The organism is Pseudoalteromonas sp. Cn5-37 (assembly GCF_021532495.1).
Taxonomy (GTDB): Bacteria; Pseudomonadota; Gammaproteobacteria; order Enterobacterales; family Alteromonadaceae; genus Pseudoalteromonas; species Pseudoalteromonas simplex.
Genome location: NZ_JAKGBA010000001.1, coordinates 449,625 through 470,946 on the forward strand (window position 1 = coordinate 449,625; position 21,322 = coordinate 470,946).

A 21,322-nucleotide genomic window follows, 5' to 3' on the forward strand; every position below is an offset into this window, starting at 1 on the left:
TTTTCCTAAATTAAGTCTAATGAGAAAAATGAAAACACCCAACCAATTAAGTGAACGCATGAGGCTAAACTTCACTTAACTAGATGGGTGCTTGAAATACCAAAACACAATAATTGGTAATTAAGCGTATTGGTATAAGCCTTAAGCTTGATGTGATTTATAGAGGTTTTTTTGCTTTGTGACCAACGAGATATTTTTTACTTGAAGATGAAATTTACTGATTAAAAATACCAATAATTAAATTAACTGATCTATGCTGTACAGTTGTTTATTGCCAGCTATTGAGAGTTCAACTTCATCATCAAGGCTCTTTCCAATCAATTGCTTACCTAACGGCGCTTCTCGGGTTACAACATAAATAGGCTGCTCTTTTACGGTAACCACTAAGCCACCTGCACTTGGGCCCATAAAAAACCACTTTGCGTTATCTTGCTCATCGATAAGACACACTAATGCACCTTCACGAACCTTATTAAACTCGCTTTCTTTAAACACCGCATTGAATGCCTGAATATCACGGTAGCATTCATTAACTCGCTCAGCTTGCCCTTGGGCTAAATAAGCGGCTTCTAAACCCAAGGTATCGTATTGAGTTTCAGCAACACTTTCTTCGTGAGTTGCTGCATCATGGGCCGCTTTTGCCGCTGCTTTGGCGTTTTGCAGTTGTGCCTCTAGCGCAAAGCGTAAATGTTCAATTACGTGTGTTTTATTCATATCAAAGTAGCTAAAACAGAAAAGCCGCTATTCTATGGAAAAATAGCGGCTGATGAAAGTAAGTTATAAAACTGGCTTACGGCAACTCCATATAGGCTTTAGTTTTATCATCCAGTGTTTGGGTGTAATTTTCTGAACTTAACCCCAATAACTGCGGCAAGGTCGCGGCGATACAAATCGATGAGAAGGTCCCTACCACAATACCCACAAATAACGCGATAGCAAAACCCGTTAATGCAGCCCCTGCAAGCAGCCAAATACAAGCAATGGTCGCAAGTGTTGTGCCTGAGGTGATCAATGTACGTGTTAAGGTAGAACCAATTGCATCGTTAATCACAACATGGGTATTTATGCGTTGATTGTCTGGCTGAATACGTAAAAGCTCTCTAACTCTGTCGCCAACAATAATTGAGTCATTCAATGAATAACCAATAATAGCCAGTAAACTCGCCAGCACGGTTAAATTAAACTCAAGACCAAGTAAGGAAAATAAACCGAGCACTAAGATTAAATCATGTAACAGTGCAACCACTGAACCTACCGCGAGTCGCCATTCAAAGCGCACAGCAAGATAAACCATAATTGCAATCAGCGCTGCAAATAAAGCTAAACAGCCCTGTTCAAAAAGCTCATCACCCACTTGTGAGCCTAAAAATGAGCTAGATAAAACGGTATAGTCTACCCCTTGCTCATTCCGCTCTGCTTGCCAAGTACTGGCTTTACTAACCTCTGGTGCTTCTCTTAAAACAAAGTGATATTCACCCGCTTTACTTATAGTTAATTTACTCGCAACCTCAGGGCTTAACTTTGCCTTTAAATCTGTAATTGTTGTGACTGACGCTGTGTTAATTTCCGTGATGTAGCCACCTGTAAAATCAAGACCAAAGTTTAGCCCTTTTACAGATAAAACACCTAAGCTCGTAATGACTAAAACACAACTAAGCAATAATCCTAAAACGCGCGCTTTACTAGCTGCAGTTAATGTTGACCAACTCATGCTTTAGCCCCCATTAAATTAGTTAGTTTAATGTAGAGTGTTTGGCTAAGCGCTTTCGAAATATAAACGCCTGTAAAGACACTAGTTAATAGCCCAAGCGCCAATGTGATTGCAAAGCCTTTCACCGGCCCATAACCAATGGCATATAAAATAATTGCCGTGATCATCGTAGTCACATTGGCATCAAAAATGGTCGAAAATGCTTGGTTGTAACCTTGCTCTATCGCTTGATAAGTAGGCCGGCCTTTACGCTTCTCTTCTTTTATTCGCTCAAAGATAATCACATTGGTATCAACTGCCATCCCTATCGTCAGTACAAGCCCAGCAATACCCGGTAAGGTCAGCACAACCCCCGGTAATAACGACATTAAACCAACTAAAGCCGTTAGATTAAGCAATAAAGCAATATTGGCAATCAGCCCTAAGCGACGATACCAAAGCGCCATAAAGGCAAGGGTAATTCCGATACCCAGCATTAACGCTGCTAAACCGTGTTCAATGTTTTCACTGCCTAAGCTTGGGCCTATGGTTTGTTCTTGAACAATTGTCACTGGCGCTGTGAGCGACCCAGCGCGTAGTAAAAGCGCTAGATCATAGGCTGCTTGCGGGCTTTTCATATTAGTAATGCTAAAACGTGAACTTAAATGCTGGGCAATGTTTGCTACATTTATCACTTCGCTTTTTTTCACAACGTCGCCATTTGCATCCCGCGAGTATTCAGAATACACAGTGGCCATAGGCTTACCTATGTTGTGCTTAGAAAATGCAGACATGGCATCGCCACCTTGCGAATCTAAACTAAGCTGCACTAAAGGCTTGCCCCATTCATCTTTGCCAACACTGGCATTATTAATGTGATCACCTGAAAGAATCGCAACAGGATTTAAATTAACAACGCCACCACCTTGCACATTAAACGCTTTACCACCTACTTCGACGACTTGGTAAAAATCAAGAGTCGCAGTTGCACCAATAATACGTTTCGCTTCTGATGGGTCTTGCACACCGGGTAACTCAATGCGAATACGCTGCTTACCTTGTCTTTGCGTTACCGCTTCAGTGATACCAAGCTCTTCAATACGACCACGCAGTGTTGTTAAGCTTTGCGCCATAACTTGTTTATTAAATTCGCTTTGGCTTTGCTCATTAAAATGCAGTAATACCGTGGTTAGGTTATTCGTTGTTGATTTAGTTTGCATCAGGCCTTTAAATTGACCTTGTAACGTTGAAACAAGCCCTGCGAGTTGCTCCTCGCCGCTTGGTAAAATTTGTAGCTCAACCCCTTCTTTTACAACACTTGCCCGAATACCACGAATTTTGTCTTTACGAAGCGTTAATTTAGTTTGTTGATAGACACTGTTTAAGTGCTCTTGCATTGCTTTATCTAGATCAACATCAAGCACAAATAACACCCCACCATTTAAGTCGAGTCCCAACTTAATCGGTGAAAGCCCAAGTTGCTGAAGCCATTGTGGGCTTGTCGCATGCTCAACAATTTTAGCCTCTAGCTGTGGGTATTGCGTTTTTATAAAGCTCAACGCATTAGCACTTTGAGTCGGCTCAGCTAATAAAATAGCCAGTTGTGCTTGGCTATCATTGGCTTCAGTCACTTCAAAACCATGTTGATTTAGTGCCGTTGTCACACTTTGCAGCGTCACAGTCTGATCTGGCAAGCTAATGTGCAACCAAGATTTGTTAGGGTAAAGGTTAGGTAGTGCGCTAACCGCTAATAAAATACACGCCGCTATCATAGCGACATAACTCATTTTTAGACGACGCCATAGCGCCGGCTTTGATTTATGTGACATACATGACTTCCTTCCGGCATTGTCAGCCGGTAAAAATTTAATTCCAAAAAATAAAAAGTAACGAAGGAAGTCGTTTAGCTATGGTAGGTCGTATTGGCTTTGTACAAGAGATTAGCGTCTTTCCAGCCACTAATGCGGGATTTACGTTGAGTGGCTAATGCAAACCATGGGATCACACGCACAGCACCTGGCGGCGCTAAAAAGTGCTCTTTCCCCCAATCTTCAGCAAAGAATTCAATTAATAGTTCGTAATCAGGATCAACCTGACTATGATAAAGAAATAATGATGAATTACTGGCAGTTAAACGCGGCATAAGGGTATCAAACCCCGATGGTTCATCCGGTTTAGGATGCTCAGCTGTATGAGTTTGGGAAATAACTGGTGTTTTAGTCAGCTCGACTTGGAACAATTTAGTTGCAGAAAAGTGTGACTGAGTGTCAGGCATAGCCATGCTCTGTGCACTAAAGAACACAGTAAAGAGCAAGATAATGACTGAGAAAAACCGTAACAAGAACTGACCAATAAATTAAGCGGATGACAGGGATATAATGAGGGTAAAAAAATAAAACACAAGGTATTACTTAAATAAAAGTGACTAAAACAAAAAGCGGACCTAATTAGGCCCGCTTAGTCATTTAACTTTGTTAAACTTCTAATGATGACATGTCGATAACAAAGCGTGAGGCCATATCACCTTGCTTTAATTTATCGAATGCGTCGTTAATTTGGTCCATTTTGATCATTTCAACTTCTGGCAGAATATTATGTAACGCACAGAAATCGAGGATCTCTTGGGTTTGCGCTATACCGCCAATTAATGAGCCAGCAACACGGCGACGCCCCATTAATAACGGCACTGAGTTAGACTCAGCAAGCTCACCTACTTGACCAACCAATACTTGCGTACCATCAATATCTAAAAGCGGAATATACGGCGTAAAGTCGTGTTTTACCGGAATAGTATTGATGATCACATCAAATTGATTAGCATGCGCTTGCATGGCAGCTTCATCACTCGATACCAATAAATCTTTTGCGCCATAAGATAAAACCTGCTGTTTTTTCTTATCACTACGGCTAATTGCCGTAACATGTGCGCCCATTGCAGCTGCGATTTTAATCGCCATGTGGCCTAAACCACCTAAACCAATCACACCAACACGACTACCTGGGCCGACATTCCACGTGCGTAGTGGCGAATACGTTGTGATACCCGCACATAAAATTGGTGCACATTTAGCAAGGTCTAAGCCTTCTGGCACACTTAATACAAACTCTTCACGCACCACAATGTGTTTTGAATAACCACCTTGAGTGAGTTCACCACTAATGCGGTCTTGTCCTGAGTAGGTCCCTACCATACCTTCGCGACAAAACTGCTCTTCACCGTGATGACATTGGTCACAGCTTAAACAGCTATCAACCATACAACCCACAGCAACATTATCGCCCACTTTATATTTAGTAACGCCGCTGCCTACTTCAAGGACGCGACCAACGATTTCATGGCCTGGTACCACTGGGTACTGAGTCCAGCCCCAGTCGTTTTCTGCGGTGTGTAAGTCTGAATGGCACACGCCACAATATAGAATTTCAATTGATACATCTTCATCACGAAGTGCACGGCGTTCAAAATGATACGGCTCTAATGGTTTTTCAGAATCATGTGCTGCATAACCGACGGTTTTCATGCTTACTCCTTAGTTTTCTTCGTGTTTTACTCATGCATTTAACTAATTTGCTAATGCGCTTGTGTATAATGCATTCAGTATAGAGGTAAATTAACAAATTACACTTGCCTAAAACACGAAAGCTTTTGCCTATTTTTATCAAATTGATTCAAGAGACTCCCAATGCGTGGAATGAGCCGCAAAGAACAGGTAACGAGATCGCCTGATGCAATGAACCTATCACAAAGCATCAAAACACTTTGGCCCTATTTAATGACCTTTAAAGGCCGCGTTATTTTAGCCGTCTTAGCGCTTATTGCTGCAAAAGGCGCCACATTGCTGATGCCTTGGGCACTAAAAGAAATAATTGACGCGGTTGATGCGAGTATCAACCCGCTATTAAGTGTTCCTATTGCCTTGCTGATCGCCTATGGTTTACTGCGCTTTGCCAGTGTATTTTTTGGTGAAGTACGCGATGCATTATTTGGCCGTGTTACAGAGCACGCTATGCGCCATATTGGCCTAAAAGTTTTTAAACACTTGCATAGTTTAGAGCTTGCTTTTCACCTGGATAGGCAAACAGGTGGTATCAGTCGCGATATAGAGCGTGGTACAAGTGGCCTCAGCTTTTTAATGCGCTTTTTGATGTTTAACATCGTGCCAACCCTATTTGAAATAATCACTGTAGCGATTATTTTTGCGACCTTGTTTTCACCTTGGTTTGCACTGGTCACATTAATTGCCGTCACTACTTACATTGCTTTTACTGTGATAGTAACTCAGTGGCGTAACCGATTTATTCGTGAAGCAAATGCTGCCGATAACAACTCAAACACCCGTGCAATCGACAGCTTACTAAATTACGAAACCGTTAAGTACTTCAACAATGAACAGTATGAAGCGAGCACCTACGACGGCTTTTTAGCTAAATGGGAGCAAGCGAGGCTTAAAAATCGTTTATCGTTACTGGCACTTAATTCAGGGCAAGCACTTATCATCGCCGCGGCTATTACAGCGCTAATGTGGCTCGGTGCCAGCTCAGTGGTCAACAAAGAGCTAACAATAGGTGAGCTTGTGATGATCAATGCTTATATGATCCAGTTATTTTTACCGCTTAACTTTTTAGGTTTTGTTTATCGTGAGATACGCCGTGCGCTGACTGACCTTGAAAACATGCTCGGGCTGTTAAATCGCAAAGCCGCCATTAGCGATGACAAAGATGCACAACCATTAAAAGCAACCAAAGCAGCTATTCGATTTGAAAATGTGTCGTTTAGTTACGACAAACAACGGCCGATTTTAAATAACTTAAACTTTGAGGTTACTTCTGGCAGCAAAGTGGCGATTGTGGGTGCCAGTGGCGCAGGTAAAAGCACCTTAAGCCGTCTTCTCTACCGCTTTTATGATGTTGATGCAGGTAAAATTTATATCGATGAGCAAGCAATCAACACAGTGACACTTGAAAGTTTGCGCCAAGCTATTGCCATCGTACCGCAAGATACCGTGCTATTTAATACCAGCATTCGCGAAAATATCGCCTACGGAAACCCAACAGCAAGCGAAGGTGAAATTGATAAAGCCATAAGCCTTGCCCATTTAGATGGATTTATTGCCAGCCTAGATAAAGGTGATAAAACCCTTGTTGGTGAGCGCGGTTTAAAAGTATCAGGCGGTGAAAAACAACGCATTGCAATTGCTAGAGCCATTTTAAAAGGTTCACCCATTTTATTATTTGATGAGGCAACATCGGCGCTAGATTCGCATTCAGAGCAAGCCATTCTCAGCGCGATGCGTGAAGTCGCACAAAGACATACCAGCTTGGTTATTGCACATCGTTTATCAACAATTACTGACGCAGACAAAATTATTGTTATGAAACAAGGACAGGTTGTTGAGCAAGGTCAGCACCATCAACTGCTTGCAGCGAATGGTGAATACGCACGAATGTGGCAGTTACAGCAAAGCGATGAATAAACACTGTTAACTAGTAGGTTAAATGATTAGAATAACCGCTTTATTTTTATCTATAACAAAAAGGCAACACGCAGATGGGCAGAGCTTATCAAAACAAAAAAGACTCAATGGCAAAAACTGCGGGTGCAAAAACCAAAGTTTATTCAAAGTACGGAAAAGAAATTTATATCTGCGCTAAGAATGGTGGTGTTGATCCCGATGGCAACTTAGCGCTTCGTCGCTTAATTGAGCGTGCTAAGAAAGACCAAGTACCTACGCATGTAATTGAGCGTGCAATCGATAAAGCCAAAGGCGGTGGCGGCGAAGATTATGTAGCAACTCGCTATGAAGGTTACGGCCCGGGTAACTGTATGATCATTGTTGACTGTTTAACCGACAACAACAAACGTACATTCGCTGACGTACGTGTTTGTTTTACTAAAGCAAATGCAAAAATTGGCGCGCAAAACTCAGTATCACACTTATTTGATCACCTCGCTATTTTTGTCTTTGATGGTGATGATGACGAAGCTGTTTTAGAAGCTCTAATGATGGCTGATGTAGATGTAACGGATGTAGAAGTTGAAGACGGTAAAGTGACGGTATTCGCGCCACACACTGAATACAACAACACCCGTACAGCACTTGAAGAAATGGGAGTTACTGATTTCCACGAAGATCTAATTGCTTTTGTGCCGCAAGTAGAAGCACCCATTGAAGGTGAAGACGTTGAAGTCATGGAACGCTTTTTAGCCATGCTAGAAGACTGTGACGACGTACAAAACGTTTACCATAACGCACAGTTTTAATTAAAAAGGCCAACCAAGTTGGCCTTTTACCTTTTAGCCCAAAGGAATCAACATTGAATACCCTCGAAGAGTTAAAAGCCGGATATCTACAAGGTTGTACACGGCTTCAGCTTGTTGCAAAACTAACCGAGTTCCCAAAAGAAATTTATACTCTAGCCGATACGTTAGAAATCCTCGATTTATCTAATAACCAGCTAAGTGATTTACCTGACGATTTTTACAAATTAAAAAATCTCAAACGGCTGTTTTTATCATTTAATCAGTTTAAACATATTCCAGACGTGCTAAGAGAATGCCCTAACTTAATCATGGTGGCATTTAAAGGTAATCAAATTACTGAATTTAAAGCGCACTGTTTGCCAACGCAGATTGAATGGCTGATCTTAACGGATAATCAAATCCCCGCTTTACCTGATTCATTTGGTGAGTACAGCAAGCTTAAAAAGCTCGCACTGGCAGGTAATCAGTTAACTCATTTACCAGCTTCAATGGCTAATTGTAACGAGCTTGAGCTAATACGTTTAAGTGCCAATAAGCTTACAAAAGTTGAAGATTGGCTTTTAGCTTTACCGAAACTTGCTTGGCTTGCCTTCTCTGGTAACGATTTAAATCGCTCAACTAGCTTACACTGTGAGCAGTTTAGCAAAATCACACTGGATGAAATCCAAGTTAAAAAGCAGATTGGCCAAGGTGCGTCTGGGGTTATTCATTTGGCCAATTGGCATCAACGTCCTGTTGCCCTTAAGTTATTTAAAGGCGAGATCACCAGTGATGGCTATCCACTCGATGAGCTAAATTGTTGTTTAAAAGCCAGTGAGCATCCAAATCTCATTAAAGCATTGGGCTATGTCGATGAAAAGGAACAACTTGGTTTAGTGATGGAGCTTATCAGTAAAGAGTTCACGAATCTTGGTTTGCCACCTTCCCTTGTAACTTGTACTCGTGATACCTTCGAAGACAACTGCCAGTACGCGCCAGAAGTGGTGCTAAAAATCGTCAAGCAAATGGCAAGTACCCTCGCTCATTTGCATCAAAAGCAAGTAAGCCATGGTGACATTTATGCCCATAACAGCATGATCAATTCACAGGGCGAGTTATTATTTGGTGACTTTGGTGCAGCAACCGACTTATCCATGCTGACGCCTGATCAACAGCAGCGATTAGAAGGCATTGAAGTACGCGCCCTTGGTTATTTCATCGATGATTTGCTCACTGTAGTCACTGAACAAAACGACATTACTAAGATGCTTTCTGACATCGCTCAAGAGTGCTTGGTACTAAACTCAGACAAACGCCCTCGCCTTTCTGAGCTAGTTTCGCGATTATGAGTGTAGTGTAATTATAAATAAAGCCTCTGTGAGGCTTTATTTTTGCTTTTTAAACGGGAACACCTGCTGCTTTAACATACCTTCGGGCATGTAATCGCCAACCACACCATATTTATCGGGCCACTCTGCTTGACCTTTGACAGCAGTGCCAAATAGATAATCTAAAAAAGAAAAATGCGCAGCATAGTTACGGTCAATGGCCGCTTTATCAGATGAATGATGCCAATGATGAAACTGAGGCGTAACGAGCACGTACTTTAACCATCCAAATTTTACCCGAACATTAGCGTGGTTAAACACTGCCTGAAAGCCAACAATAATAACATAGAGGCTAATGACATCCGATGGAAAGCCGAGCACAAAAATTGGCGTAAGCACTAAGCTGCGCGTCACGAGTATTTCTAAAATATGTTGACGAGAGCCAGCAAGCCAATCCATCTCTTTTGCACTGTGATGCACGGCATGAAAACGCCAAAGCAGGGGCACTTCGTGATAAGCCCTATGCACAAAGTACTGCATTAAATCAGCAACTAAAATGATTAAAAATAATTGGAGTAAAAATGGCAGTTGAATAATAAAGCCTTGCACTGTATCAGACACAGCCCAGCCAAAAGCATGATGCACGAACTGATTGGTTGCCAGCAACACAAAACCAATAATTAAGTGATTAACAAAGAAATGATTTAAATCACCCTGCCACTCAGAGCGGAGAATTTTTTGTTCTTTACGGTGCGGCAGTAGCTTCTCAATTAGAATAAAAATCAGTGTGGAGCCAAGTAAGTCAAGAATGAACCAATCCAGCCCCAAGTACGGCGTGTTATCTTTAAAGTCGCCCACTTCAACATTCGGACCGCCAAATGCAATTGCCACAACTATAAATACCCAAGCCGTTGCACCCAGCCGTTTATTAGTATTACGAACAAAATTCAAAAGCCCTAAACTGCCCGAAATAATTAATGCCACAAACATTAGCTGACGTAAAAACTCAACACTGTAGTTTTGCCTGAGCTCTGGGGTCGTTAAGTACTCTGGAAAATGAAAAGCTAATACCCCTAAACAGGATAACACCGCTAAGAAGCAAGCAATATAACCACTGATATTGCCCTCACCCACTTGAAACTGCTCAGCTCTAAATAGCCGATGATAAAGACGTGTCATGATATAAAAATCCATTTATCAATTTTTCGCAGCATAACACAGAAGAATTTAGGAACAAATATACGTTAAGCCATCACAAACATGTGTATACAACAAATTGAGACCAAGCTCAAAAAAACCAAAACGAAACTGCGTTCAGGTAAGTAATGAATAATCAACGCAGGCATGTCAATAATGTGCGAAGCCTTTGGCCTATAGCACAAACTATGTTTTTCAAACCTCATGAAAGCGTTTTTTAGCCTTTCCAGATAAAGCTTTATTCCAGCCAAATGAATAAGCACAAATGTCGATGGACCTAAAAACTCAAGTAGCGCCATGAGCTCATACCCCATCATTAACTCAGGCCCTGCAATGAGAATGACTAAAACCAATGCAATTGACCTATATAACTTATTAGCGAATAACTGGTTAATTTTATTGAACATCCATATCCTTATGAAACGAGTTAGGCTTATAAAAGAATAAGCCTTTTAACTATTATTGAAATGCTTTATCAAACTTATCTTGATCAAGGTATTTATCAAACGCCCCTAAAGCATTACCAACACTTGGCTCAGCCATTAACTCTTGCATTGCAACTTCACCAACAATACCGAATGCGTTTTCCATTGCTCCCTGACCACCGACTTCAATCGCCGCTTTTGCTTGCTTTGGACAGTCTTCGGTTAATAAACGCGTAACTAATGCACCAACATAGCGATTAGTGTCATCCATATCTTGCTCTGTCACATTCGCGAAAGGTTTAATAATACTGTGCGTCGACATACCTAGATAAATCCACTTAGCGAGGTTCTTTCGTTCTTTGCCATTTAGTGAATCTGTTAAACACACTGCAAGTTGCTGTGCTTCTTCTGATGCTGAAGCATAACTAGGCAGTAACGAGGTTATAAATAGTGAGGTAGTTAATAAGATTTTTTTCATTATCTTTCCTTGAAAATAATTACGCACAATAAAGTAATGTGAATCAAAATTAATTTCCAGTAAAAACCAAAAAAGCCACGATAAACGTGGCTTTGTTGGATAAAGCTTAAACTTTTACTGTTCTATTATAAGAACTGACCTAGCGCTTTAACTTGGTCTAACATGCGGTTTGAGAAACCCCACTCGTTATCGTACCAAGCCATCACTTTAACAAGCTTACCATCTACTTTAGTTTGGGTAGAATCGAAGATTGAAGACGCTGGGTTGTGGTTAAAGTCGATAGAAACAAGTGGTAGTTCGTTGTATTCAAGAATACCTTGCATTGCACCTTCTGATGCTGCTTTAACTACTTCGTTGATTTCTGCTGCAGTTGTTTCGCGCTTAGCAACAAACGTTAAGTCTACTAAAGAAACGTTGATTGTTGGTACACGTACTGCCATGCCGTCAAGTTTACCCGCAAGTTCAGGAAGTACTAAACCAACTGCTTTAGCTGCACCTGTTTTCGTTGGGATCATTGACTGAGTTGCGCTACGTGCACGGTATAAGTCTGGGTGATAAACGTCAGATAAGTTTTGATCGTTTGTGTAAGCATGAATTGTTGTCATGCTACCTTGCTCGATACCGACTGTGTCGTTGATTGCTTTTGCAATCGGTGCTAAACAGTTTGTTGTACAAGATGCATTTGAAATGATGTTGCTGTCAGCGTTTAATACTTCGCTGTTAACACCATGAACAACTGTTGCATCCATGTCCGTGCCTGGTGCAGAAACGATTACTTTTTTTGCACCCGCTTCAATGTGTTTAGCCGCTGCGTCACGTGAAGTGAATAAACCAGTACATTCTAAAACGATATCTACGTTTAGTGCTTTCCAAGGAAGGTTTGCTGGATCACGCTCTTGTGTAAGGGTAATTTCGTCATTACCAATTAGCATGGTGTTTTCAGCAAGTGTTACTTTTTGAGAAAATTGACCGTGTACTGAGTCAAATTGAGTTAAATGCGCGTTAACATTTGCTGGTGCTAAATCGTTGATTGCAACGATTTTGATTTCGTTGTTTTGAGCTGACTCATAAAGGGCACGTAATACGTTACGACCGATACGTCCATAGCCATTAATTGCAACATTAATCATTCTAATATCTCCCGTTAATTATTTTACTTCACTTGCTTGGCGAGCAAGCGCTTCAATGGCTTGCCAGTCTTTGTTTTCAATAAGTTGTTTATCTAGCATCCAAGTACCACCTACACAGATTACGTTTTTAAGTGCCAGGTAGTTAGGTGCTGTTTCAAGGCTAATGCCGCCTGTAGGGCAAAAAGTTACTTGTGGTAAAGGGCCACCAATTGATTTCAGCATTGCCGTGCCACCCGCTGCTTCTGCAGGGAAGAACTTTAAGAACTTAAAGCCATGGCTTGCTAATTTCATGACTTCACTAGGTGTTGCTGCACCTGGTAAAAATGGAATATCAGTGTCTTTAGCCAGTGCTAATAATTCGTCGTTTACACCTGGGCTAACCATGAAGTCAGCACCGGCTTCAACAGATGCATTAAATGTTGCTTTATCAATAACAGTACCTGTGCCAACGTATGCTTCTGGTACAGCTTCTTTCATTAGCTTTACAGCTTCTGCCGCAATCGGCGTACGTAAAGTAATTTCTAGTGCTTTTAAGCCACCGTTATAAAGCGCACGTGCAAGGGGTGCTGCATCTTCAAGTTTTTCGATAACAACAACCGGTACCACAGGTGCCGATGATAAAATTTTCTCAATGCTCATTGTTTGTTCCTCATAGCCCAGTAACGGCGTATTATTATTCTAAACCAAAGGCACTTGCGCCTAGGTCTGCACTACTTACTATATTTCTGAAACCTGCGAATAACTCTCGGCCTGTACCATATGTTTGGCTTGGTTGGCTAAGTTGTAATTCACGTTTTGCTAATTCTTCATCGCTTACATGTACTTTCAATACACCCGCTGGTGCATCCAGTGTCACTAAATCACCTTCGTGAATTTTTGCGATTACACCACCTTCAACCGCTTCTGGTGCTAAGTGGATTGCAGCAGGCACTTTACCTGATGCACCCGACATACGGCCGTCAGTCACAATCGCCACTTTATAGCCTTGGTCTTGTAGTGTTGCCATTACTGGCGTTAATTTGTGAAGCTCAGGCATGCCTTTCGCTTTTGGACCTTGCTCTTTAATTACAGCAATAAAGTCTGTGTTTAATTCACCACGGCTATACGCTTCTTGTAACTCACCTTGTGAGCTAAATACTTTAGCTGGCGCAGAAACAACTTGGTGTGACTCAGCCACTGCAGAAACTTTAATAACGGCTTTGCCAAGGTTACCTGTAAGAAGCTGTAAACCACCCTGCTTGCTAAACGGGTTATCAATCGGACGTAATACTTCTTCATCATGTGATTTTTCAGGACACGCAACCCATTTAACTTTGCTTGGGCCAGTGCTGTTAGTCATGATCACTGATGAATCTTTATCTAGCATTGGCTCTGTGGTGTATGCTTCTAAGCCATCACCCACAATCGTTTTCACGTCGTTATGTAAGTACCCCTTGCTTAGTAGTTGCTTCATTAAGAAGCCCATACCGCCGGCAGCTTGGAAGTGGTTCACATCTGCTGAGCCGTTCGGGTAGATACGTGTAAGAAGTGGCACAACCTCTGATAAATCAGCCATGTCTTTCCAAGTAAGGATTACACCCGCTGCTTTTGCGATAGCTACTAGGTGGATTGCGTGGTTTGTTGAGCCGCCTGTTGATAACAAGCCAACTAAACCATTAATAATTGTTTTTTCACTGACTACGTCTGCAAGGCAGTTAGCATCTTTTGTTTCGATTAGCTGCTTTAACATGGTTTCTACAGCATGACCTGTTAAACCATCACGTAGTTCTGTGTAAGGGTTAATGAAAGAGCTACCTGGTAAATGTAGACCCATGATTTCCATTAACATTTGATTCGAGTTTGCGGTACCGTAGAAAGTACACGTACCGGCACTGTGATACGATGCGCTTTCTGCCTCTAAAAGCTCTTCGCGACTTACTAAGCCTTGTGCAAATTTTTGACGAACACGGGCTTTTTCTTTATTCGGGATACCCGATTGCATTGGACCTGCTGGTAAGAAATACGTTGGTAAATGACCAAATGATAAGGCACCAATTAAAAGCCCTGGGACAATCTTGTCACACACACCTAAACAGAAAACACCGTCGAACACGTCATGCGATAAAGAAACCGCAGTAGACATTGCAATCACATCACGTGAGAACAATGATAGTTCCATACCATCACGGCCTTGTGTAACACCGTCACACATAGCAGGTACACCACCAGCAACCTGTGCTGTAGCATCGAACTTAGTGGCAAGGTTTTTGATGATTTCTGGATAATCTTTGTAAGGAACATGCGCAGAAAGCATGTCGTTATAAGCGTTGATGATAGCTAGATTTGGTTGCTCGTCTGCTTTTAAGCGAGCTTTGTCATCGCTGCTACAAGCAGCCATAACGTGTGCAATATTACCACAGCCTAAACCTGCACGAACTCTTGTTTGTTTTTTTGCGTGCGCGATTCGCTCTAAATAAGCTTGGCGGGTCTCTTTACTGCGTTCGATAACGCGTTCGGTGACTTCTTGGATACGAGGATGCAACATATAAATTCGACTCATCTCTATAGTTAGAGGATAAAGGCTCAGTAACAATTACAGACTCCACGAAAATAATTGTACTGAGCAACTTTGATTTACCCGTTCAAAGGTACGCTGACAGGCTGTCTCTCACAACCAACCTGACACCGGTGTCACTGTATTAACTCATGACTGTGACACCGGTGTCAACCTTATCTGTTAAATTTAGTTTAATTTTTTTAAATGACCAAATAATGAACAATTCAATTTTAGTAGAATATGAGTAGAATTCATGTGAAGCACCACGATTAAAGGTGTATGCATAAGAAAGGTTTTGTTGTGAGCTTTATTTAAAAACAGCAACTTAGATCATAAAAATGCAATTTTTAGATTGAAAATAAAAAAGCCCGAGAACGCGTCACTCATTCTCGGGCTACTGTGAAAAAACAAGATGAAATTTATTTATTTTCTGCTGTCGACTCTCGAGTAATGAGTTTTGCTTCAAGGGTTACTTGATAAGGCGACTCTTGTGGATCACCAATATGAGTGATCAATTGCTTAACTGCTTGCTGAGTCATTTCTTCCACTGGTTGTGCAATGGTCGTTAACCCCGGCCAGATATGACGTGCAATTGGTGCGTTATCAAACCCTGCAATAGAAATATCATCTGGCACTCTTAACTGCATTTGTGTAGCAAGCTTTAATACTGCTGCTGCCATGTAGTCATTTGAAGCAAATACCGCTGTTGGGCGAGGGTTTAAATCTAAAATTGTACGGGCACTATCAACACCAGAGTGATAACTGAAGTTACCTTCTTCAACTAAGCGTTCATCAAACTCAATACCATTTGACGCAAGCGCTCTTCGATAACCTTTAAAACGCTGCTCTGTCGCACTGTGATCAGGGTGACCTTTGATGAAGGCAATTTCTTTATGACCCAGCTTGATAAGATGCTCTGTTATTTCAAAAGCCCCCTGCTCGTCGTTACTTCTCACCGAAATAGAGTCGTCTTCAAGTACTGCTGATGCGACGCGAGCATACGGGATCTTTTTCGACTTTAAAAAGCTTACAAGTTCAGGAAAATCTGAAAATGGCGGGGTCAATACAATACCGTCTAAACGAGAAGTTTGAATTAATTGCTCAATGTTACTAATTAATTCATCACCGCGTAATTCGCAAGGATGGATCAATAAGTTGTAGTTAAGTTCATGGCACGCCGCTAAGGCACCAGTTTGCACCCGGGTAATATAGCTTTTACTCGGATTATCGTACAAGCAACCAATAATAAAACTACGGTTTTGTGCTAAACCTCTAGCGATTGGGTTTGGCGTGTAATCGAGCTCTTTAAATACTTTAAGTACTTTTTCGCGCGTTGCATCACTCACGTTTGGCTCATTGTTAAGCACGCGAGATACTGTTTTTTTCGATACACCGGCATAGCTGGCGACACTGTTGATGGTTACTTTCTTCATCCGCTCTACATCCAACTGCTAATTACGCGTTACTTTTAACATGTATACACGCAGCAGCACCAATGAATGGAATGTTGTCTTGTGTTACAAGCGTAACAGGGATCTGTGAAGTATATTGCGACATAATGCCTTTGTCTGCAAAACGTTCAACAAATCGACTAGATAATAAACGTTGTTGCATACGAGGTAAAATACCACCACCAATAAATACGCCACCTAATGCGCCAAATGTCAGGGCTAAGTCCCCTGCTACACTACCAATCCAATCACAAAATTGATTGAGTGTTGCATCACAGACTTCGCATTGACCAGTGGTTGCAAGCTCGCTAATTTGTGCTGCATCTAAATTCTTCGCTTCTACGCCTTTTACCGCAGCCATAGCGCCATATAAATGAGCAATACCAGGGCCTGAGAACACAGTCTCCACAGAAACATGATTTAATTGCTTTTTAAGCTCAGTAATCAGCCTACGGTCTAAGTCTGTGACAGCAGCAAGGGTAATGTGCCCTGCTTCACAGCTAAGAACAGCACTGCCTTGTGATGTGCGAACTAAACATGCAGCACCAAAACCTGTACCAGGCCCCATAACTGCGATATTCGCATTTTCATCCGCCTGACCTGCTTTAACAGCCATATTTTCCGAATCATCTAAATAAGGTGCCGCATAAGCAAATGCTGCAAAGTCGTTGATTACTTCAAGTTGCTCAAATGAAAACTCAGCCTTTAAATCGGCAACGTTAAAGTGCCAGCCAAGGTTAGTTAAGTGAACTTGACCTGCTTTAATCGGGCCAGCTACTGCTAAACATGCACGGCTTGGCTTTGGAAACGAAATTTGACTAAAGTACTGGTTAATCGCACTTTCTAAAGAGCCAAAATCTGCACTTGGAAAAGTTAAATTGTGCTCGATAACAAACTGGTTAGTTTGTGCATTAAAGTCAGTGATTAAAGCGAAACGAGCGTTAGTGCCGCCGATATCGGCAACAAGAATAGGAGCGAATTCTGTGGTTGTCTGTGTGTTCATGATGTTTTCTCTATTTGTCTAAGCTAGTTGCCGCTTATTTTTCTAGTTTTCAATGGCAAAGCCACCGTGTCTGCTAAACTTTGGGTCATTGCCTCAAAGAAGCTATCTTTTGTATTAAAAAAATGCTGCCCAAATGAATGGGCAGCCAAATACGTTTTGACAACAAAATGATAAAACAGTGACATTATGACACCGGTGTCAGATTTGGATCAATAAAAATTTTCATTATTTGTGCATGCATACGTATTTAATGAGAAAACCTGCGTATTAAGTATCGAAAAGGCAATTATAAACACATAAAAAATACCTAACTGTGTACAGAACAGCCACACTCTCGCTGCTTGTCACAAATAGCTTGAAAAAAATATTAAATAGCCGAAAATGGCAATTACTAGTTCTGTTATTTGGTAACCATATGAAAGGTAAGGCGACATCTTTTGACATTGCACATTATGCGGGTGTGTCGCAGTCAACCGTGTCTCGCGCGCTGCGAAATAGCCCTTTGGTCAACGAAGAAACCCGTCGACGTGTTCATGAGGTAGCCAAGCAGCTCAACTACAAAGTTGATAAAAATGCCAGTAACTTAAGAACACAGCAAAGTAGCACCCTCGCCTTGTTATTATTTGAAGATCCCACTTCGGATGAATCACAAATAAATCCTTTCTTTTTGGCGATGCTTGGCAGTATAACCAGAGCCTGTGCAAAAGAAGGCTACGACTTACTGGTATCGTTTCAGTCGAGCAGCTCTGATTGGCAAGCCGATTACGAAGACAGCCATCGTGCAGATGGCTTAATACTGCTTGGTTATGGTGATTACCTTGATTATCAACCTAAATTTAAAACCCTAATAGATCAGCACACTAAATTTGTCTGTTGGGGTGCCAGTGTAGATAACCGACCAGATTTAACTGTGAGCTGTGATAACTACGGCGGTGGTAAATTAGCGGCAGAACATTTACTCGCAACAGGAAGAACCGATTGTGCATTTATTGGTGATGCATCTGAGCATAGTCCAGAATTTTTTGCTCGCTACCAAGGCTTTAAAGATGCATTTCTAGCCAAGGGCGTTAATTTAAACGAACGTAAGATGGCAAATGCTATTTCCACAGAAGAATCAGGCTATCACGCGACTCGTTCACTCTTAGCAAATAACATTCGTTTTAACTCATTATTTGCTGCCAGTGACCTTATTGCGATTGGAGCTATTCGCGCATTGAAAGAAGCAAAAATAAAGGTTCCTGATGATGTGCACGTTGTTGGCTTTGATAATATTGCGGTTGCCAGCTTTGTAAACCCACCACTTACCACTGTTCAGCAAGACACCACCCTCGCCGGACAAATGTTGGTCGATAACCTGCTCAAACTTATTCGTGGTGAAGATGTCGAGAATACCCTTTTACCACCTCGGTTAATTATTCGCGGTTCAAGTGTTTAATTTTTAGCGATAACAGCTTTGTTATCGCCTACTCCCTCCCTAACCAGACACTTATTGCATTAAAATCAGTTTTTTTTCGATTTACCCAAGACTATTACTTCGAAAAAGCAGATAATTACACCTATTATGTTGAAAATGCTTATCTGGCTAACAATGCTTTAGATAACAACGCGCACAAAGGTGGAATTTTTTAATGGAAATTAAAGTTAATTTTCTCGACAACCTCAGACTTGAAGCAAAGTTTGATGATTTCTCTGTCATTGCAGACCAACCTATTCGCTATAAGGGTGATGGCACTGCACCAAGTCCATTCGATTACTTCTTAGCATCTTCTGCATTGTGTGCGGCTTACTTTATTAAAGTGTATTGTAATTCACGTGATATCCCGACTGACGGTATTCGTGTTGCGCAAAACAATATCGTTGACCCAGAAGACCGCTATAACCAAATTTTCCAAATTCAGGTTGAGTTACCAGAAAGCCTTTCTGAGAAAGATCGCACAGGTATTTTACGCTCTGTCGAGCGCTGTACAGTTAAACGTGTTATTCAAACTGGCCCTGAATTTAAGATCGATACTGTTGAAAGCATCGAAGCCGACGCGCAAGCAATGTTGATGGCAAAACCCGGTGATGACAGCAACACATTTATTTTAGGTAAAGATTTACCACTTGAAGAAACCATCGCAAATATGACGGCCATCCTTGAAGAGTTAGGGATGAAAATCGAAATTTCTTCTTGGCGTAATATTGTGCCAAATGTATGGTCACTTCATATTCGTGATGCAGCTTCGCCTATGTGTTTTACCAATGGTAAAGGTGCAACGAAAGAAAGCGCACTATGCTCAGCTTTAGGCGAATTTATTGAGCGCTTAAACTGTAACTTCTTCTATAACGATCAATTCTTAGGTGAAGACATTGCTAATAGCGCGTTTGTTCATTACCCAAATGAAAAGTGGTTTGCTCTGACTGACGATGACTCTTTACCTGAGGGCATTTTAGATGACTATACCCGTGAAATTTATAATCCAGATGGTGAGCTGTGTGGCTCACACCTAATAGATACCAACTCTGGTAATAAAGAACGTGGCATTTGTTCGATTCCTTATGTACGCCACTCTGACGGTGAAACTGTTTACTTCCCTTCAAACCTAATCGAAAACTTATTCTTAAGTAATGGTATGAGCGCAGGTAACAATTTTGCCGAAGCAAAAGTACAATGTTTATCTGAAATTTTCGAGCGTGCCGTTAAACGTCAAATCATTGAGCAAGAAATAGTTTTACCAGACGTACCAGAGGACGTTTTAAATAAATACCCAGGTATTGTTGCGGGTATTAATGGTCTTGAAGAACAAGGTTTCCCTGTTGTAGTAAAAGATGCCTCGCTAGGTGGTCAGTTCCCTGTGATGTGCGTAACACTTATGAACCCTAAAACAGGCGGTGTATTTGCTTCTTTTGGCGCGCACCCAAGCTTTGAGGTTGCGTTAGAGCGCAGCTTAACTGAGTTATTACAAGGCAGAAGCTTTGAAGGCTTAAACGATGTTCCTAAGCCAACGTTCAATAGTATGGCTGTGTCGGAGCCAGAAAACTTTGTAGAGCACTTTATTGATTCAACTGGCGTGATCTCATGGCGTTTCTTCAGCGCTAAACACGACTATGATTTTGTAGAGTGGGATTTCTCTGGTAGCAATGATGAAGAAACTGAGAGCTTATTCGGTATTTTAGAAAGCTTAGGTAAAGAAGCTTACATTGCTGAATTCTCAGATCTTGGTACCGCATGCCGCATTTTAGTGCCTGATTACTCAGAAGTGTATCCAGTGGAAGACTTGATTTGGGACAATACCAATAAAGCACTTAACTTCCGTGAAGATATCCTAAACCTGCATCGTTTATCAGAAGATCAACTTGCTGATTTAGTTGAGCGCTTAGAACAAAGTGAACTTGATAACTACATAGATATCATCACCTTAATCGGTATTGAGTTTGATGAAAACACAGTATGGGGTCAGTTAACGATTCTTGAGCTGAAGCTACTTATTTACTTAGCACTTGGTGATTTAGAAGCAGCAATGGAGCTTGTTGAAGCATTCTTACAGTATAACGATAATACCATTGTTGAACGCGGCCTATTCTACCAAGCAATGCATGCAACGTTAGAAGTCGCACTCAGCGATGACCTAGAGATTGAAGATTACATTCATAGCTTCACCCGTATGTTTGGTCAAGAAACGATGGATGCAGTCGTTGGCTCAATTAACGGCGATGTAATGTTCTATGGTTTAACAGAAACCAGCATGAAGCTTGAGGGTTTAGACAGGCACCTTCGTTTAATCGAAAGTTACAAAAAGCTACACGCTGCCCGCGCTAAAAAAGCAGGGCTGTAACCAAGAAATATCAAAGCCGCACGTTTTC

General features: G+C 41.5%; 18 protein-coding genes. 5 read left to right on the top strand and 13 right to left on the bottom strand.

Features of this window, described 5'->3' with window-relative positions; all coding sequences use genetic code 11:
• Positions 1-237: 237 nt before the first annotated feature.
• The 5 genes from L1266_RS02105 to L1266_RS02125 form a co-directional block, all read right to left on the bottom strand.
• Positions 238-714, bottom strand: coding sequence for a transcription elongation factor GreAB (locus tag L1266_RS02105; RefSeq protein ID WP_054551429.1), 477 nt, complete (start codon positions 712-714; stop codon positions 238-240).
• Between the two features lie 76 nt (positions 715-790).
• Entirely contained in the window at positions 791-1,711 is a 921-nt protein-coding gene (secF, locus tag L1266_RS02110) for a protein translocase subunit SecF (RefSeq protein WP_235376725.1), read from the bottom strand.
• On the bottom strand, positions 1,708-3,519 hold the full coding sequence (gene secD / locus L1266_RS02115; RefSeq protein WP_235376726.1) for a protein translocase subunit SecD: 1,812 nt from the start codon (positions 3,517-3,519) through the stop codon (positions 1,708-1,710). The genes secF and secD overlap by 4 nt, the downstream gene beginning before the upstream one ends.
• Positions 3,520-3,593: 74 nt before the next feature.
• A complete protein-coding gene (locus L1266_RS02120) occupies positions 3,594-3,971 on the bottom strand; it encodes a hypothetical protein (protein ID WP_054551432.1) in 378 nt (125 codons plus the stop codon).
• A gap of 193 nt (positions 3,972-4,164) precedes the next feature.
• On the bottom strand, positions 4,165-5,211 hold the full coding sequence (locus L1266_RS02125; RefSeq protein ID WP_138600590.1) for an NAD(P)-dependent alcohol dehydrogenase: 1,047 nt from the start codon (positions 5,209-5,211) through the stop codon (positions 4,165-4,167).
• A gap of 210 nt (positions 5,212-5,421) precedes the next feature.
• Between L1266_RS02125 and L1266_RS02130 the strand changes: the two genes are divergently transcribed.
• The 3 genes from L1266_RS02130 to L1266_RS02140 all read left to right on the top strand — a co-directional run bounded on the left by L1266_RS02130 (position 5,422) and on the right by L1266_RS02140 (position 9,280).
• Positions 5,422-7,164 (top strand): ABCB family ABC transporter ATP-binding protein/permease, encoded by a 1,743-nt coding sequence (locus L1266_RS02130; RefSeq protein WP_442960593.1) that lies wholly within the window; start codon positions 5,422-5,424, stop codon positions 7,162-7,164.
• Positions 7,165-7,238: 74 nt separating this feature from the next.
• Positions 7,239-7,952 carry a YebC/PmpR family DNA-binding transcriptional regulator gene (locus tag L1266_RS02135; protein ID WP_135924910.1) on the top strand — a complete coding sequence of 238 codons (714 nt, stop codon included), beginning with the start codon at positions 7,239-7,241 and terminating at the stop codon, positions 7,950-7,952.
• 53 nt (positions 7,953-8,005) lie between these two features.
• The gene (locus L1266_RS02140; protein ID WP_235376729.1) at positions 8,006-9,280 is read left to right on the top strand and encodes a protein kinase; all 1,275 of its coding nucleotides are present in this window, start codon (positions 8,006-8,008) and stop codon (positions 9,278-9,280) included.
• A gap of 36 nt (positions 9,281-9,316) precedes the next feature.
• Here L1266_RS02140 and L1266_RS02145 read toward each other — a convergent pair whose 3' ends face one another.
• From L1266_RS02145 to glk, 8 genes are all read right to left on the bottom strand, one after another.
• Entirely contained in the window at positions 9,317-10,438 is a 1,122-nt protein-coding gene (locus L1266_RS02145; RefSeq protein WP_235376730.1) for a sterol desaturase family protein, read from the bottom strand.
• A gap of 65 nt (positions 10,439-10,503) precedes the next feature.
• The gene (locus L1266_RS02150) at positions 10,504-10,863 is read right to left on the bottom strand and encodes a hypothetical protein (RefSeq protein WP_235376731.1); all 360 of its coding nucleotides are present in this window, start codon (positions 10,861-10,863) and stop codon (positions 10,504-10,506) included.
• A 52-nt stretch (positions 10,864-10,915) separates the two neighbouring features.
• Positions 10,916-11,359, bottom strand: coding sequence for a hypothetical protein (locus L1266_RS02155; protein WP_235376732.1), 444 nt, complete (start codon positions 11,357-11,359; stop codon positions 10,916-10,918).
• 125 nt (positions 11,360-11,484) lie between these two features.
• Positions 11,485-12,489 carry a type I glyceraldehyde-3-phosphate dehydrogenase gene (gene gap, locus L1266_RS02160; RefSeq protein ID WP_054551438.1) on the bottom strand — a complete coding sequence of 335 codons (1,005 nt, stop codon included), beginning with the start codon at positions 12,487-12,489 and terminating at the stop codon, positions 11,485-11,487.
• 18 nt (positions 12,490-12,507) lie between these two features.
• On the bottom strand, positions 12,508-13,128 hold the full coding sequence (locus L1266_RS02165) for a bifunctional 4-hydroxy-2-oxoglutarate aldolase/2-dehydro-3-deoxy-phosphogluconate aldolase (protein WP_235376733.1): 621 nt from the start codon (positions 13,126-13,128) through the stop codon (positions 12,508-12,510).
• Positions 13,129-13,162: 34 nt separating this feature from the next.
• Positions 13,163-15,013 (bottom strand): phosphogluconate dehydratase, encoded by a 1,851-nt coding sequence (gene edd, locus L1266_RS02170; protein ID WP_235376734.1) that lies wholly within the window; start codon positions 15,011-15,013, stop codon positions 13,163-13,165.
• A 431-nt stretch (positions 15,014-15,444) separates the two neighbouring features.
• On the bottom strand, positions 15,445-16,458 hold the full coding sequence (locus L1266_RS02175; RefSeq protein WP_138600577.1) for a LacI family DNA-binding transcriptional regulator: 1,014 nt from the start codon (positions 16,456-16,458) through the stop codon (positions 15,445-15,447).
• A gap of 22 nt (positions 16,459-16,480) precedes the next feature.
• Positions 16,481-17,479, bottom strand: coding sequence for a glucokinase (glk, locus tag L1266_RS02180; RefSeq protein WP_235376735.1), 999 nt, complete (start codon positions 17,477-17,479; stop codon positions 16,481-16,483).
• 415 nt (positions 17,480-17,894) lie between these two features.
• Here glk and L1266_RS02185 point away from each other — a divergent pair, with 415 nt between their 5' ends.
• A complete protein-coding gene (locus L1266_RS02185) occupies positions 17,895-18,914 on the top strand; it encodes a LacI family DNA-binding transcriptional regulator (RefSeq protein ID WP_138600573.1) in 1,020 nt (339 codons plus the stop codon).
• Positions 18,915-19,107: 193 nt separating this feature from the next.
• Positions 19,108-21,294 carry an OsmC domain/YcaO domain-containing protein gene (locus tag L1266_RS02190; RefSeq protein WP_235376736.1) on the top strand — a complete coding sequence of 729 codons (2,187 nt, stop codon included), beginning with the start codon at positions 19,108-19,110 and terminating at the stop codon, positions 21,292-21,294.
• Positions 21,295-21,322: the final 28 nt, after the last annotated feature.

Bases quoted from the DNA above. Each gene is read 5' to 3' on its own strand.
- gap (WP_054551438.1), bottom strand. From the start codon at position 12,489: ATGATTAATGTTGCAATTAATGGCTATGGACGTATCGGTCGTAACGTA.
- L1266_RS02175 (WP_138600577.1), bottom strand. From the start codon at position 16,458: ATGAAGAAAGTAACCATCAACAGTGTCGCCAGCTATGCCGGTGTATCG.
- glk (WP_235376735.1), bottom strand. From the start codon at position 17,479: ATGAACACACAGACAACCACAGAATTCGCTCCTATTCTTGTTGCCGAT.
- L1266_RS02145 (WP_235376730.1), bottom strand. From the start codon at position 10,438: ATGACACGTCTTTATCATCGGCTATTTAGAGCTGAGCAGTTTCAAGTG.
- L1266_RS02120 (WP_054551432.1), bottom strand. From the start codon at position 3,971: ATGGCTATGCCTGACACTCAGTCACACTTTTCTGCAACTAAATTGTTC.
- edd (WP_235376734.1), bottom strand. From the start codon at position 15,013: ATGTTGCATCCTCGTATCCAAGAAGTCACCGAACGCGTTATCGAACGC.
- L1266_RS02105 (WP_054551429.1), bottom strand. From the start codon at position 714: ATGAATAAAACACACGTAATTGAACATTTACGCTTTGCGCTAGAGGCA.
- L1266_RS02135 (WP_135924910.1), top strand. From the start codon at position 7,239: ATGGGCAGAGCTTATCAAAACAAAAAAGACTCAATGGCAAAAACTGCG.
- L1266_RS02185 (WP_138600573.1), top strand. From the start codon at position 17,895: ATGAAAGGTAAGGCGACATCTTTTGACATTGCACATTATGCGGGTGTG.
- secF (WP_235376725.1), bottom strand. From the start codon at position 1,711: ATGAGTTGGTCAACATTAACTGCAGCTAGTAAAGCGCGCGTTTTAGGA.
- L1266_RS02155 (WP_235376732.1), bottom strand. From the start codon at position 11,359: ATGAAAAAAATCTTATTAACTACCTCACTATTTATAACCTCGTTACTG.
- secD (WP_235376726.1), bottom strand. From the start codon at position 3,519: ATGTCACATAAATCAAAGCCGGCGCTATGGCGTCGTCTAAAAATGAGT.
- L1266_RS02165 (WP_235376733.1), bottom strand. From the start codon at position 13,128: ATGAGCATTGAGAAAATTTTATCATCGGCACCTGTGGTACCGGTTGTT.
- L1266_RS02150 (WP_235376731.1), bottom strand. From the start codon at position 10,863: ATGTTCAATAAAATTAACCAGTTATTCGCTAATAAGTTATATAGGTCA.
- L1266_RS02190 (WP_235376736.1), top strand. From the start codon at position 19,108: ATGGAAATTAAAGTTAATTTTCTCGACAACCTCAGACTTGAAGCAAAG.
- L1266_RS02130 (WP_442960593.1), top strand. From the start codon at position 5,422: ATGAACCTATCACAAAGCATCAAAACACTTTGGCCCTATTTAATGACC.
- L1266_RS02125 (WP_138600590.1), bottom strand. From the start codon at position 5,211: ATGAAAACCGTCGGTTATGCAGCACATGATTCTGAAAAACCATTAGAG.